Here is a 14,370-nt window from a genome sequence, read left to right on the forward strand (position 1 = left end):
TCTCTCCAATGCTGGTACAGGGAGGCAGCAGGCGCCCCCCAAGTGCGCGACGAAAGGCAACAAGTTGAACACCCCCTCCCCCTCCCCCTCCCTTCCAGGCGGCACCTGGACTCTGGGCGACCTGACCGTCACCCGGTTCGGCTACGGCGCCATGCAACTGGCCGGCCCCTGGGTCATGGGGCCGCCCGCCGATCGCGAGGGCGCCCTGGCCGTTCTGCGTGAAGCGGTCGACGCCGGCATCACCCATATCGACACCAGCGACGCCTACGGGCCGCGCGTCACCAACGAGTTGATCCACGAGGCACTGCACCCCTATCCCGAGTCGCTGCGCATCGCGACCAAGGTGGGCGCGACCCGCGACGAACAGGGTGGCTGGCCCACGGCCCGGCGCCCCGAAGATCTGCGCCGCCAGGTCCACGACAACCTCAGGTCCCTCCGGCTCGACGTACTCGACCTGGTCAACCTCCGACTCGGCAACGCCGAAGGTCCCCAGCCCGGCTCGCTCGCCGAGGCGTTCGAGACGCTCGCCGAACTCCGGCAGCAGGGCCTGATCCGCCACCTCGGGGTCAGCAACGCCACCGAGGAGCAGGTCACCGAGGCACAGAGCATCGCGCCGATCGTGTGCGTGCAGAACATGTACAACCTCGCCCACCGCCACGACGACAAGCTCATCGACCGGCTCGCCACCGACGGCGTCGCCTACGTGCCCTTCTTCCCCCTCGGGGGCTTCACCCCGCTGCAGTCCTCGGCACTCTCGGCGGTCGCCGCCCGATCGGGGGCGACATCGATGTCGGTCGCACTGGCCTGGCTGTTGCGGCGATCACCGAACATCCTGCTCATCCCCGGCACGTCGTCGACAGCACACCTGCGTGAGAACATCGCCGGCGCGGGACTCCCCCTCTCCCATGAGGACTTGACCGAGCTGGACGACATCGACCGCTGAAGGCCCACCCCGCACCCCACGGCCCCCGGCTCACCGCCGGGGGCCGTTTTCGGCGCGTCAACTCGCGTAGCGCTGCCCCGATTTGCCGTTCCCCGTCACCCAATGGACACGTGCAAGCCCTCGACAGCACTGCATGTTCATGCCACTCTCCCGTTTGCCGCCTCCGTTCAACCCGCGTAGATCCCTGCGTAGATGGGAACCCCACATGCTGGCGACACACATAGGCCGCCGCTGGAAGTCAGTGGCGCTGACGACGGCCGCCGTCCTGGTCGGCCTGACCGCCCCCGCGCTCACCGCCTCCCCGGCCGCGGCGACGACGACGGAGTACGACGACACGTACTACGCCGATGCGATCGGCAAGACCGGCACGGCGCTGAAGGACTCACTGCACACGATCATCAGCGACCAGTACGCGATCTCGTACTCGGCCGTCTGGAACGCCCTGAAGGTCACCGACCAGGACCCGAACAACAGCAGCAACGTGATCCTGCTGTACAGCGGCATCTCCCGCAGCAAGTCCCTCAACGGCGGTGACGTCGGCGACTGGAACCGTGAGCACGTCTGGGCCAAGTCCCACGGCGACTTCGGCACCTCCACCGGCCCCGGCACCGACCTGCACCATCTGCGCCCCGAGGACGTCCAGGTCAACAGCATCCGCGGCAACAAGGACTTCGACAACGGCGGCAGCAGCTTCACCAACTCCGGCGGCAGCCTGACCGACTCCAACTCCTTCGAGCCGCGCGACGCCGTCAAGGGCGACGTGGCCCGCATGATCCTGTACATGGCCGTCCGCTACGAGGGCGACGACAGCTGGGCCGACCTGGAGCCCAACGACAGCGTCAACAACGGCTCCAGCCCCTACATCGGCCGCCTCTCCGTCCTCAAGCAGTGGAACGACGAGGACCCGCCGGACGCCTTCGAGGAGCGCCGCAACGAGGTCATCTACGACTCCTACCAGGGCAACCGCAACCCGTTCATCGACCACCCGGAGTGGGTCGAGGCGATCTGGTAGGCGACCGGACCCTTCCGGCAGCCGTGGACGCGCCAGGGGCCCCGTCGGCCCCGGCGCGTTCATTCACCACCTGTGCAGCGGAGTGACCTGCGCCGATCCGATGCCGTTGACCCGGCCATGAAGAAGATCAGCGCGCTCGCCGCGTTCACCATGGCAGCCCTCGTACTCGCCGCCCCGGCCCAGGCCGACGACGGCGACCGGGGTCGTATCACCATCGCCGGCCACTCCGGCGCCGGCCTCTGCAGGGAAACACTCGCGCTCGTCCCGTGGGCCCTGCCGCTGACCGGCCCCGCGGTGGACGACGCCTGTCACAACCGCGACCACGACGACATGCGTGACCGGTCCGCCGGGCCGGTCCCGGTCCTCACGCCGTGAGGTGAGTCGGCTCGAACATCCGCAGTACCGCCGGGAGTACGACCACCGAAGGGCCGGGCTCGGACAGGGCCTTGGTCAGGTCGGCCTCCAGGGTCTCCGGGGTCGTGCGGACCCCGGGGACGCCGAAGGACTCGGCCAGGGCCACGTAGTCCGGCCGGGTCAGCTCGGTGGCCGTCGCCTGGCCGAAGGCGTCGGTCATGTACTCGCGCAGGATGCCGTAGCCGCCGTCGTCGACGATGAGCCAGGTGACGTTCAGGTCGTACTGGCGGGCCGTGGCGAGCTCGGCGATCGAGTACAGGGCGCCGCCGTCACCGGACACCGCGAGGACCGGACGGGTCGGATCGGCCACCGCGCCGCCGAGCGCCGCCGGGAAGCCGTAGCCGAGGCCGCCGGCGCCCTGGGCGGAGTGCAGGTGGTTGGGGCCCTTGGCGTCGAAGGCCGACCAGGCCCAGTAGGCCAGGATCGTCATGTCCCAGAAGGACGGGGAGTCGGCGGGCAGGGCGCGGCGCACGGACGCCAGCACCTGCTGTTCCAGGGTGAGTTCCTGGGCGGCGATGCGCTCGGCGACCTTGGCCAGGACCGTCGCCACCCGCTCGGGTGCGGTGGGGTCGGTGCGCCCGGACACCGTCTCCAGCAGGGCCTGCAGCGCGAGGCGGGCGTCCGCGTGGATGCCGAGGGCCGGGTGGTTGGACTCCAGCTTGCCGAGGTCGGCCTCGATCTGGACGACCCGGCCGCGCGGCTTGAACGTGTGGTAGTTGGAGGACAGTTCCCCCAGTCCCGAGCCGACCACCAGCAGTACGTCCGCGTCCTCCAGGAACTCGGTCGTGTACCGGTCCTCGATCCACGACTGGAGCGAGAGCGGGTGGTTCCAGGGAAACGCCCCCTTGCCGCCGGGGGTGGTGACCACCGGCGCCTGGATCAGCTCCGCGAGCTGTCGCAGCTTGCCGCTCGCGTCGGCCCGTACCACTCCCCCGCCCGCGATGATCGCCGGGCGGGCCGCCTTCGACAGCAGGTCGGCGGCGACCGCGGTCAGTTCGGGGCGCGGGGGCAGTTCCTCCGGGAACGCGTCGCCGCCCGTCACCACCGGGACCGACGTCCCGGCCAGCAGCACGTCCTGCGGGATCTCCACCCACACCGGCCCGTGCGGGGCCGTCAGCGCCGACTTCCAGGCCGCCTCGATCGCGGACGGGATCTGGGACTGGGTGCGGACGGTGTGGACCGACTTCACCACACCCCGGAACGAGGCCGACTGGTCGGGGAGTTCGTGCAGATAGCCGTGCCGGCCGCCGCCCAGGCCCGCGGTGGGGACCTGGCTGCTGATCGCCAGCACGGGGGCGGAGGCCGCGGCCGCCTCCTGGAGCGCGGCCAGCGAGGTGAGCGCGCCCGGTCCGGTCGACAGCAGCAGCGGGGCCGCCTCGCCGGTCAGCCGGCCGTACGCGTCCGCCGCGAACCCGGCGTTGTTCTCCACGCGCAGGCCGATGTAGCGCAGATCGCTGCGGCGCAGGGCGTCGAACATGCCGAGGGCGTGCTGGCCGGGGAGGCCGAAGACCGTCGTCGCACCGAGCGCCGCCAGCGTCTCCACGACCAGGTCCCCGCCGCCTCGGCCGGGTGGAGGGTTCAGCGCCGCCTCCGTCTGGGCGGCGGTGGGGCGGAGTACCAGGTCGTGGTCGTGGGTCACTTCGCTTCCGAGTCCTTCCGGGCCGCCGCGATCTGGCGGGACATGATCGTGGTCAGTTCGTACGCGGTGTGCGAGGCCGCCACCGATGTGATCTCGGCGTGGTCGTACGCCGGGGCCACCTCGACGACGTCCGCCGACACCAGGTTGCAGGATGCCAGGCCCCGCAGGATCTCCAGCAGTTCGCGCGAGGTCATGCCGCCGGCCTCGGGGGTGCCGGTGCCGGGCGCGTGGGCCGGGTCGAGGCAGTCGATGTCGATGGAGATGTACAGCGGGCGGTCGCCGATGCGCCGGCGCAGCTGGTCGGCGACCTCGTCGGCGCCGCGGCGGTAGATGTCCGCCGAGGTGACGATGCCGAAGCCCATCTTCTCGTCGTCGGTGAGGTCCTGCTTGCCGTACAGCGGGCCGCGGGTGCCGACGTGGGAGAGCGCCTCGGTGTCGAGGATGCCCTCCTCCACCGCGCGCCGGAACGGCGTGCCGTGGGTGTACTCGGCGCCGAAGTACGTGTCCCAGGTGTCGAGGTGGGCGTCGAAGTGCAGCAGCGCGACCGGGCCGTGCTTCTTGGCGACCGAGCGCAGCAGGGGCAGCGCGATGGTGTGGTCGCCGCCGAGCGTCATCATGCGGGCGCCGGTGCCGAGGAGGTCGTCGGCGGCGGCCTCGATCGTCTCGACGGCCTCGTTGATGTTGAACGGGTTCGCGGCGATGTCCCCGGCGTCCGCGACCTGGGCGAGCGCGAAGGGGGACGCGTCCTGCGCCGGGTTGTACGGGCGCAGCAGCCGGGACGCCTCGCGGATGGCGTTGCCGCCGAAGCGGGCGCCCGGCCGGTACGAGACGCCCGAGTCGAACGGCACGCCGACCACGGCGACGTCGGCGCGGCCGACCTCGTCGAGGCGCGGGAGCCGGGCGAAGGTCGCGGGTCCGGCGTACCGCGGGATGCGGGAGGAGTCGACAGGGCCGCGGGGCGTCTCGTTGCTGGTCATATGGAAATGCCTTCTTTCCTACGCTTCATCGCGTATGCGGGATATCTGCCTATGACTCTACTGGTGAGCCGGTACCGGTTCGGACACGAGTTCGGGGTCCCGCCCGGCCAGGCGCTCGCGCCAGGCGGCGAGTACGGCGGCATCGGTCGGCTTCGTCAGCAGGGAGACGGCGACGTACACGGCGAGGGAGGCAAGCAGGCCGTAGTACACGGGCTCGTTGGCGAGGATGCCGTAGGTCGCCATCAGGCCGATGACGGCGAGGCCGCCGACCGCGACGGAGGCGAGCGCGCCCTGGGCCGTCCCGCGCCGCCACAGCAGTCCGCCGAGGATCGGTACGAGCAGTCCGCCGACCAGGAGGTTGTAGGCGACGGTCAGCGCCTCGACGACGTTGTTCAGCGCGATGGCCGTACCGATCACGGCGAGGCCCATGACGAGGATGAACGCGCGGTTGCCCTTGACCTCGTCGTGCGCCCGGCCGTCCGGGCGGACCACGCCGCGCAGCCGGGACCAGATGTCGTTGTTGGCGACGGTCGCGCAGGCGATGAGGGCGCCGGAGGAGGTGGACATCACCGCGGCGAGGGCGGCGGCGAGCACCAGGCCCCGCACACCCATGGGCAGTTCGTCCTTGACGATGGTCGCGAAGGCGTCGTCCGGGCTGCCGAGCTTGGGGTAGAGCACCTTGGCCGCGGTGCCGATGACGGCGCCGGCGAGGGCGTAGGCGAGGCAGTAGGTGCCGGCGACGGTGCCGCCCCACTTGGCGGTCGTGTCGCTGCGCGCGGTGAACACGCGCTGCCAGATGTCCTGACCGATCAGCATGCCGAAGGTGTAGATCAGGACGTAGGTGAAGATCGTCTCGCCGCCGATGCCCAGCGGGTCGAAGTACTCGGTCGGCAGCTTCGCCTTCATCTCGCTGAACCCGCCGGCCTTGACGACGGCGATGGGCAGGAGCAGCAGGAGCACGCCGATCGTCTTGACGACGAACTGCACCATGTCGGTGAGGGTGATCGACCACATGCCGCCGAGCGTCGAGTAGGCCACGACGATCGAGCCGCCGAGGATGATCGCGACGGTGCGGTTCATGTCGAAGAGGACGTCGAAGATCGTGGCGTACGCGATGGTCGACGTGACGGCGAGCATGAGGGTGTACGCCCACATGACGAGGCCGGAGATGACGCCGGCCCGGCCGCCGTAGCGCAGGTCGAGCATCTCGGAGACGGTGTAGACCTTCAGCCGGGCTATGCGGGCGGAGAAGAAGACGCTCAGCGCGAGCAGGCCGAGGCCGATGGTGAACACCATCCAGGCGCCGGAGAGGCCGTACTGGTAGCCGAGGCCCACGCCGCCGATGGTGGACGCGCCGCCGAGGACGATCGCCGCCATGGTGCCGGAGTACATCGTCGGGCCGAGCCGGCGGCCGGCGACCAGGAACTCGCTCTTGGACCTGGCGCGGCGCATGCCCCACCAGCCCATGGCCAGCATGCCGGCCAGATAGACGACGATGACGGTGTAGTCGACGGCCATGGTGGGGCCTCCTTCACGAACATTCCGGTGGCGTGTCGTGCAAATGGGGGGTGGGGACGGTCGGCAGCGGCTCGCGGGGACATCCGCCCGTACCCGCGGCTGCCGGTCCGGAACGACAGTAGGTGGCCGGAAAGTGACTGCGAAGTGTACGTTTCATCCATCCGAGACCGCGTGAGTGTAGGAAACGTCCCATGCCGGATCCCGCTGTTCCGCCCACACCCCCCGTAGCGCTGTCGGCGCTCCTGGCCCGTGCGGACCTTGGCCTGCGCCAGATCGCCGGCCCCACGGACAGGGACACGGTGATCCACTGGGCGCACACCTCGGAGATGGCCGATCCGTACCCCTACCTGCTGGGCGGGGAGCTGCTGCTGTCGGCCGGGGTGCACATTCCGGAGGCGGCGGGGTCGGATGGGGGTCCCCCCTGCTCGAGCGAAGCCGAGAGCTTGGGGGACTACTTCGACGCCTACGTGTCGCGGATCGTCGCGGCGGGCGGCGCCGCCCTCGGCTTCGGCCTCGCCCCGGTGCACGACACGGTGCCGCGCGCCCTGGTGGAGGCCTGCGACACCTATGAGCTGCCCCTGCTTGAAGTCCCGCCGCAGACCACGTTCTCGGGCGTGGCCCGCGCGGTCTGGCAGCTCATGGCCCAGGCCCGCCACGCCGAACTGCGCCGGGTGACGGAGGCCCAGCAGAGCCTGGCGGCAGCGGCCTCACGCCCGGACCCGGTACGCGCGGTGCTGCGGCAGCTCGCCCAGCGGGTGGGGGGGTGGGCCGTGCTGTACGGGCCGGAGGGGACGGAGAGCGCGCCGGCGCCACCGGGTACGGAGGGCAAGCCGACCGGGCGAGGTCCGGAAACCACGTCCACCGGGCAGCCGGCGGAAACCACAGGCGCCAGACGGCGAACCGCAGCCCCAACGGCCGGCCCGAGAGCGGAGGGCGTATCGGCCGCGCCGGGGCCGGAGGACGTATCGGCCGCGCCGGGGCCGGAGGGCGTATCGGCCGGGCAGGGGCCGGAGGCCGCGTCCGCCGGGCGGGCGGCGGCCGTCACGGCTGCCGGGCAAGGGCCGGAGGCCGCGTCCGCAGGGCGGGCGGCGGCCGTCACGGCTGCCGGGCAGGAGCCGGGAACCACGCCCACCAGACAGGCGGCGGCAGCCGCGTCCGCCGGGCAAGGGCCGGGAACCACGCCCACCGGGCAGGCGGCTGCCGGGCAAGGGCCGGAAACCACACCCACCAGACAGGCGGCGGCAGCCGCGTCCGCCGGGCAACGGCCGGAAACCACACCCGCCAGACAGGCGGCGGCAGCCGCGTCCGCCGGGCAACGGCCGGGAACCACACCCACCGGGCAGACGGCGGCCGTCACGGCTGCCGGGCAAGGGCCGGAGGCCGCGTCCGCCGGGCGGGCCGGGGAAGTCGCGTCCGCCGGGCGGGAGCCGGGGGACGTGGTGCGTGGGGCGTTGGCCGAGCTCGCGGCGGTCGTGCGCCCCTCGGGTCCCGGGACACCCACCTCCGCCACCGACACCGCGGCCGGCACCCACCTCGCCGCATACGCCCTCGGCGCAGGTCAGGGCTTCGTTCTCGGTGTCGCCGCCCCGCAAAGGGACACCGGCGACCACACCATCGCCTCCGTGGCGGCCGTGCTGCTCTCCCTGCTCACCGGCGAGCACCAGAGCGGCTCCGGCGCCGCCCGCTCCTCCGCGCTGGTGCGGCTGCTGCTGGGCGCCGAGCCGCAGGCGGTGGCCCCGCTGCTGGGCGGCGACGGCTGGCTCGTGGTGCACGGCAGCCCCGACGCCCAGCCCTGCGACCCCGTGGCGGCCGCCGCGCTGGGCGCGGCCCTCGGCTCCCCGCTGGTCGACCTGGCCCGGGACGTCGTACGCGTCCTCGTCCCGGCGGACCGCGAACCGGCCCCGCAGCCCGGCTGGACCCTGGGCGTCAGCGCCCCCGCGTCGGCTCGGGACTGGCCGGCGGCCGACACCCAGGCGGCCCGTGCCCTGTCCCGCGCGCGGGCCACCCGCACGCCCCTGCACCGGCACGGCACCCACCGCCCCGCCCTCACCGACCTGCTCTCCCCCGGCACGGCCGAGGCCCACGCCCGCGCACTCCTCGCCCCCCTCACCCCGCCCCTCGCCGAGACGCTGCGCACCTGGCTCTCGCTGCACGGCAGCTGGGACCGCACGGCCGTGGCCCTCGCCGTGCACCGCAACACCGTCCGTCGGCGCATCGCCCGCTGCTCGGCAGCGCTCGGCACGGACCTGGACGACCCGGACGTACGAATGGAGCTGTGGTTCGCCCTGCGGCACGGCGAGCGATGATCCGCGCAGTGACCCATGTCGCACGCACCCCGGAGGCGGCCGTTCCCGTAGTTGTCTGCCTCACAATGGGAAGCATGCCGATACCCGGGACACCCAGCCGCGCCGAGCTCGTCGACCACCTCGTCAGAACCCGCATCGCGGGCGACGTCGCCACTCCCCGCGAGAACAACCTCTCCCACTACCGCAAGCTGGCGAACGGCGACCGTCACTACTGGCTCGGCCTGGAGCTCGGCGAACGCTGGACCGACGAGCAGGACGTGCTCGCGGTGATGGCGGAGCGCGTCGGCGTGAACGACGACGCCGAGCACCGCCACGGCCAGGACACCATCGACCCCGAGCTGACCGTGGCCGCGCTGGAGCGCATGGCGGCCCGGCTGCGCAAGGCCGCGGACGGCGGCCAGCGCGTCCTGTTCGCGACCGGCCACCCCGGCGGCCTGCTGGACGTGCACCGCGCGACGGCCGACGCGCTGCGCGCCGCCGGCTGCGAGATCGTCGTCATCCCCGAGGGCCTGCAGACCGACGAGGGTTACGTCATGCAGTTCGCGTCCGTCGCGGTCCTCGAACACGGCGCCACCCTCTGGCACACCCACTCCGGCGAGCCGATGAAGGCCATCCTCAAGGGACTCGAGCGCGAGGGACGTCCGCTGCCGGACCTCGTGGTGGCCGACCACGGCTGGGCGGGATACGCCGGCCGGCACGGCGTGGACTCCGTCGGCTACGCCGACTGCAACGACCCGGCGCTGTTCCTCGCGGAGTCGGAGGGCACCGTGCAGGTCGTGGTACCGCTCGACGACCACGTCGTCAGCCCGCGCCACTACGACCCGATGACGGCGTATCTGCTGCGTGAGGCGGGCCTGGTCGAGTAAGGGCGGTACTCGACCGGTCCAAATTGATCCCCGCCCGGCGGCGGAACGCGGCGCGGGGTACGAGGTACCGGGGCCCGGCGGGCCCCGGCACTCAGCGCGGGACGCGGACCACGCCCTCCTGGATCACGGACACCGCGAGCCGCCCGTCCTGTGTGTAGATCCGCGCCTGTCCGAGCCCGCGCCCGCCGTACGCGGACGGTGACTCCTGGTCGTACAGGAGCCACTCGTCGGCCCGGAAGGGCCGGTGGAACCACATCGCGTGGTCCAGCGAGGCGCCGACCACGTCCCCGACCGCCCAGCCGCCCCGGCCGTGCGCGAGCAGGACGGAGTCGAGGAGGGTCATGTCGGAGACGTACGTGGCGAGCACGACGTGCAGGTGCGGGTCCCCCCAGACGGCGTCCGGGGGAGGGTCGTCGGCGAGCTTGCCGTTGGTGCGGAACCAGACCTGGGAGTGCGGCTCGCGCGGCTCGCCGAACCTGCCGTACGGCGGCTCGTCGACATAGCGCAGTTCGATCGCCCGGCGTGCCTCCAGGAACCGCTCGACGACGGCCGGGTCGAGGTGGTCGTAGCCGCGCAGGCGCTCGCCGGAGGCGGGAAGCGTCTCCGGGTCGGGCGAGGCCGGCATCGGGGCCTGGTGGTCCAGGCCGTCCTCGTACTTCTGGAAGGACGCCGACAGCCCGAAGATCGGCTTGCCATGCTGGACGGCGACCACACGGCGGGTGGTGAAGGAGCGGCCGTCGCGCATGCGGTCGACGTTGTACACGATGGGCGCGCCCGGGTCCCCCATGCGCAGGAAGTACGCGTGGAGGGAGTGGGCGGGCCGGTCCGCGGGCACCGTGCGGCCGGCGGCGACGAGCGCCTGGGCCGCGACCTGACCGCCGAAGACCCGCGGGACGACGGCGGAGCGGGACTGGCCGCGGAAGATGTTCTCCTCGATCTGTTCCAGGTCGAGCAGATCGAGGAGATCTTGAAGTGCCTCGTTCATGGCACCTTTTCTTCTACTGGCAGGGGATGTAAGGAGCCTTACAGGCCCATGTCCTTCGCGATGATCGACTTCATGATCTCGCTGGTGCCGCCGTAGATGCGGTTGACGCGGTTGTCCGCGTACAGGCGAGCGATCGGGTACTCGTTCATGAAGCCGTAGCCACCGTGCAGCTGGAGGCAGCGGTCGATCACTCGGTGGGCGACCTCGGTGCAGAAGAGCTTCGCGGAGGCGGCCTCGGCGGGCGTCAGCTCACCGGCGTCCAGGGCCTCCAGTGCGCGGTCGGCGACGGCCTCGGCCGCGTCCACCTCGGCCTGGCAGGCGGCCAGCTCGAACTTGGTGTTCTGGAACGCGGCGACGGGCTTGCCGAAGACGGTGCGCTCGGTGACGTACTGCTGGGCGAACCGCACGGCGGCCTTGGCCTGGGCGTAGGCGCCGAAGGCGATGCCCCAGCGCTCGGAGGCCAGGTTGTGGCCGAGGTAGCGGAAGCCCTTGTTCTCCTCGCCGAGGAGGTCCTCGACGGGCACCTTGACGTCGACGAAGGCGAGCTCGGCGGTGTCGGAGGTGCGCAGGCCCAGCTTGTCCAGCTTGCGGCCGATGGAGTAGCCCTCGGACTTGGTGTCCACGGCGAACAGGGAGATGCCGTGGCGGCGGTCCTCGGCGCTGGGCGCGTCGGTGCGGGCGCAGACGATCACGCGGTCGGCGTGCACACCACCGGTGATGAAGGTCTTGGAGCCGTTGAGGACGTAGTGCGTGCCGTCCTCGGAGAGCTTGGCGGTGGTCTTCATGCCGGCGAGGTCGGAGCCGGTGCCCGGCTCGGTCATCGCCAGCGCCCACATCTCCTCGCCGGAGACGAACTTCGGCAGGAAGCGCTTCTTCTGCTCGTCGGTGGCCAGCATCTTGATGTAGGGCAGGCCGAGCAGCACGTGCACGCCGGAGCCACCGAACTGCACACCGGCGCGGGCGGTCTCCTCGTACATCACCGCCTCGAACTTGTACGAGTCGATGCCGGCGCCGCCGTACTCCTCGTCGACGCGGATGCCGAAGACACCCAGCTCGGCGAGCTTGTAGTAGAAGTCGCGGGGCGCTTGGCCCGCCGCGAACCACTCGTCGTAGACCGGCACGACCTCGGCCTCGATGAAGGCGCGGATGGTCTCCCGGAACGCCTCGTGATCCTCGTTGAACACCGTACGGCGCACGCCGCCACCTCCACCGGTACATGTCTAAGCGCTTGCTCACTCAACCGTACCGGCGAGTACGAACAGCCGTCCAGGGGTCCGGCTCCGTAACGCTCGTCACTCCCCGGCCCTGCCGTAGCGGCGGAACTCGCGTCGGTGCAGCTCAGCCGCCCGCCGCCCCGAACGCCCCCCGCGCCATCCGGTGCAGCAGCACCGCCGTGACGCCACGGCCCGGGAGCGCCCCCGGCCGGCCCAGGTGCGGTGTCGAGTTGAGCAGACCGAAGACCGAGTGCACGGCCGAGCGGGCCGTCGGTTCGGTCAGGCCCGGGTACACCTCGCGGACCACCTCCACCCACAGCTCGACGTACTGCCGCTGGAGCTGGCGCACGAGCTTGCGGTCGCTGTCGCGCAGGCGGTCCAGCTCGCGGTCGTGCAGGGTGATCAGGGGGCGGTCGTCGAGGGCGAAGTCGATGTGGCCCTCGATGAGGGAGTCGAGGACCGCCTCGGCCGGCACCCCGTCGGCCTCCGCGAGGCGTCGCTTCGCGCCCGTCAGCAGCTGACCGCTGATGCCGACCAGCAGCTCGGCGAGCATCGCGTCCTTGCCGGCGAAGTGCCGGTAGAGACCGGGGCCGCTGATGCCCACGGCGGCGCCTATCTCGTCGACTCCGACGCCGTGGAACCCGCGCTCGGCGAAGAGCCGCGCGGCCTCCTTGAGGATCTGTTCGCGGCGGGTGGGGGCGTCGGTTCTGGTGGCCATGGAGGCAATTCTAGACAGGGAGGTTAGCGGTCGTTAACCTGAAGGAAATGGTTAACGCTCATTAACAGTCGCTCATGAACAGTCGATCACCGGGTGAGGGGACCGCAGGATGCATGAGGCACCGGAGCTCCACAGCGATGGGGGTCCCCCCGCGCGAGTCCTTTCGAGCGTGGGGGAAGATCCCGCGTCGGAGGCCTTTCGGTCCAACGAGGAGGCCCACCGGGCGCTCGGCGAGGAGCTGCGCGGCAAGCTCGCCGCGGCCCGGCTCGGCGGCGGCGAGAAGGCCCGCGCCCGGCACACCGCACGCGGCAAGCTGCTGCCGCGGGACCGGGTGGACACCCTCCTCGACCCCGGATCGCCCTTCCTGGAGCTCGCTCCGCTCGCCGCCGACGGGATGTACGACGGCCAGGCCCCGGCCGCCGGTGTCATCGCCGGGATCGGGCGGGTCAGCGGGCGCGAGTGCGTGATCGTCGCCAATGACGCCACCGTCAAGGGCGGCACGTACTACCCGATGACCGTGAAGAAGCACCTGCGCGCGCAGGAGGTGGCCCTGGAGAACCGGCTGCCGTGTCTGTACCTGGTCGACTCGGGCGGCGCCTTCCTGCCGATGCAGGACGAGGTCTTCCCGGACCGGGAGCACTTCGGGCGGATCTTCTACAACCAGGCCCGGATGTCGGGCGCGGGCATCCCGCAGATCGCGGCCGTGCTCGGCTCGTGCACCGCGGGCGGCGCCTACGTCCCCGCCATGAGCGACGAGGCCGTCATCGTCCGGGGCCAGGGCACGATCTTCCTCGGCGGTCCCCCGCTGGTGAAGGCCGCCACCGGCGAGGTCGTCACCGCGGAGGAGCTCGGCGGCGGCGAGGTCCACTCGCGGGTGTCCGGCGTGACCGACCACCTCGCGGAGGACGACGCGCACGCGCTGCGCATCGTGCGCAACATCGTCGCCACCCTGCCCGCGCGCCGCGCCGTCCCCTGGGAGGTCGTGCCCGCCGCGGAGCCGAAGGTCGACCCCTACGGCCTCTACGGCGCCGTCCCCGTCGACTCCCGCACCCCCTACGACGTACGCGAGATCATCGCGCGCGTGGTCGACGGCTCCCGTTTCTCGGAGTTCAAGTCCGAGTTCGGGCAGACCCTGGTCACCGGCTTCGCCCGGATCCACGGCCACCCGGTCGGCATCGTCGCCAACAACGGCATCCTGTTCTCCGAGTCCGCCCAGAAGGGCGCCCACTTCATCGAGCTGTGCGACCAGCGCGGCATCCCGCTGGTCTTCCTGCAGAACATCTCCGGGTTCATGGTCGGCAAGGACTACGAGGCCGGCGGCATCGCCAAGCACGGCGCCAAGATGGTGACGGCGGTGGCCTGCACGCGCGTGCCGAAGCTGACGGTCGTCGTCGGCGGTTCGTACGGCGCCGGCAACTACTCCATGTGCGGGCGGGCGTACTCGCCCCGCTTCCTGTGGATGTGGCCGGGCGCCAAGATCTCCGTCATGGGCGGCGAGCAGGCCGCCTCGGTCCTCGCGACCGTCAAGCGCGACCAGCTTCAGGCGCGCGGCGAGGACTGGCCCGCGGAGGCCGAGGAGTCCTTCAAGGCGCCCGTGCGGGAGCAGTACGAACGCCAGGGCAACGCCTACTACGCCACCGCCCGCCTCTGGGACGACGGCGTCATCGACCCGCTGGAGACCCGGCAGGTGCTGGGCCTGGCACTGACCGCCTGCGGCAACGCGCCCCTGGGTGACCCCCAGTTCGGCGTCTTCCGGATGTGAGGGGGACTTTGATGAG

The 14,370-nt window shown here is 71.6% G+C and carries 12 protein-coding genes; 6 read left to right on the forward strand and 6 right to left on the reverse strand.

Features of this window, described 5'->3' with window-relative positions; genetic code table 11:
• The first annotated feature begins 64 nt into the window (after positions 1-64).
• The 3 genes from AC3ETA_RS03070 to AC3ETA_RS03080 all read left to right on the forward strand — a co-directional run bounded on the left by AC3ETA_RS03070 (position 65) and on the right by AC3ETA_RS03080 (position 2,330).
• The gene (locus AC3ETA_RS03070; protein WP_432191238.1) at positions 65-943 is read left to right on the forward strand and encodes an aldo/keto reductase family oxidoreductase; all 879 of its coding nucleotides are present in this window, start codon (positions 65-67) and stop codon (positions 941-943) included.
• Positions 944-1,148: 205 nt separating this feature from the next.
• Positions 1,149-1,955 (forward strand): endonuclease I family protein, encoded by an 807-nt coding sequence (locus AC3ETA_RS03075; protein WP_432191239.1) that lies wholly within the window; start codon positions 1,149-1,151, stop codon positions 1,953-1,955.
• 117 nt (positions 1,956-2,072) lie between these two features.
• Positions 2,073-2,330, forward strand: a complete 258-nt coding sequence (locus tag AC3ETA_RS03080; protein WP_432191240.1) for a DUF2147 domain-containing protein — start codon at positions 2,073-2,075, stop codon at positions 2,328-2,330.
• Here the strand turns inward: AC3ETA_RS03080 and AC3ETA_RS03085 are convergent.
• Genes AC3ETA_RS03085 through AC3ETA_RS03095 form a run of 3 tightly spaced genes read right to left on the reverse strand, consistent with a single transcriptional unit; the run spans position 2,320 to position 6,503 of the window.
• Positions 2,320-4,008, reverse strand: a complete 1,689-nt coding sequence (locus AC3ETA_RS03085; RefSeq protein ID WP_432191241.1) for a thiamine pyrophosphate-binding protein — start codon at positions 4,006-4,008, stop codon at positions 2,320-2,322. The genes AC3ETA_RS03080 and AC3ETA_RS03085 overlap by 11 nt on opposite strands.
• The gene (gene speB / locus AC3ETA_RS03090) at positions 4,005-4,985 is read right to left on the reverse strand and encodes an agmatinase (RefSeq protein ID WP_432191242.1); all 981 of its coding nucleotides are present in this window, start codon (positions 4,983-4,985) and stop codon (positions 4,005-4,007) included. Before speB ends, AC3ETA_RS03085 begins: the two co-directional genes overlap by 4 nt.
• Positions 4,986-5,042: 57 nt before the next feature.
• Positions 5,043-6,503: a sodium:solute symporter family protein gene (locus AC3ETA_RS03095; protein WP_432191243.1), complete on the reverse strand. Its 1,461-nt coding sequence runs from the start codon at positions 6,501-6,503 to the stop codon at positions 5,043-5,045.
• A gap of 191 nt (positions 6,504-6,694) precedes the next feature.
• On the opposite strand from AC3ETA_RS03095, the gene AC3ETA_RS03100 reads away from it, so the two are divergent.
• Positions 6,695-8,809 (forward strand): PucR family transcriptional regulator, encoded by a 2,115-nt coding sequence (locus tag AC3ETA_RS03100; protein WP_432191244.1) that lies wholly within the window; start codon positions 6,695-6,697, stop codon positions 8,807-8,809.
• A 74-nt stretch (positions 8,810-8,883) separates the two neighbouring features.
• A complete protein-coding gene (locus tag AC3ETA_RS03105; protein WP_432191245.1) occupies positions 8,884-9,675 on the forward strand; it encodes a phosphatase in 792 nt (263 codons plus the stop codon).
• A 91-nt stretch (positions 9,676-9,766) separates the two neighbouring features.
• Here the strand turns inward: AC3ETA_RS03105 and AC3ETA_RS03110 are convergent, their stop codons facing one another.
• From AC3ETA_RS03110 to AC3ETA_RS03120, 3 genes are all read right to left on the reverse strand, one after another.
• A complete protein-coding gene (locus AC3ETA_RS03110; RefSeq protein WP_432191246.1) occupies positions 9,767-10,660 on the reverse strand; it encodes an acyl-CoA thioesterase in 894 nt (297 codons plus the stop codon).
• A 38-nt stretch (positions 10,661-10,698) separates the two neighbouring features.
• Complete coding sequence (locus tag AC3ETA_RS03115; RefSeq protein ID WP_432191247.1) at positions 10,699-11,856, reverse strand: acyl-CoA dehydrogenase family protein; 1,158 nt, start codon at positions 11,854-11,856, stop codon at positions 10,699-10,701.
• Positions 11,857-11,998: 142 nt separating this feature from the next.
• Positions 11,999-12,592 (reverse strand): SACE_7040 family transcriptional regulator, encoded by a 594-nt coding sequence (locus tag AC3ETA_RS03120; protein ID WP_381452850.1) that lies wholly within the window; start codon positions 12,590-12,592, stop codon positions 11,999-12,001.
• Positions 12,593-12,701: 109 nt separating this feature from the next.
• On the opposite strand from AC3ETA_RS03120, the gene AC3ETA_RS03125 reads away from it, so the two are divergent.
• Positions 12,702-14,354 carry a carboxyl transferase domain-containing protein gene (locus AC3ETA_RS03125; protein WP_432191248.1) on the forward strand — a complete coding sequence of 551 codons (1,653 nt, stop codon included), beginning with the start codon at positions 12,702-12,704 and terminating at the stop codon, positions 14,352-14,354.
• The last annotated feature ends 16 nt before the right edge of the window (positions 14,355-14,370 follow it).

The sequence above is a fragment of the Streptomyces sp. bgisy027 genome (genome assembly GCF_057710365.1).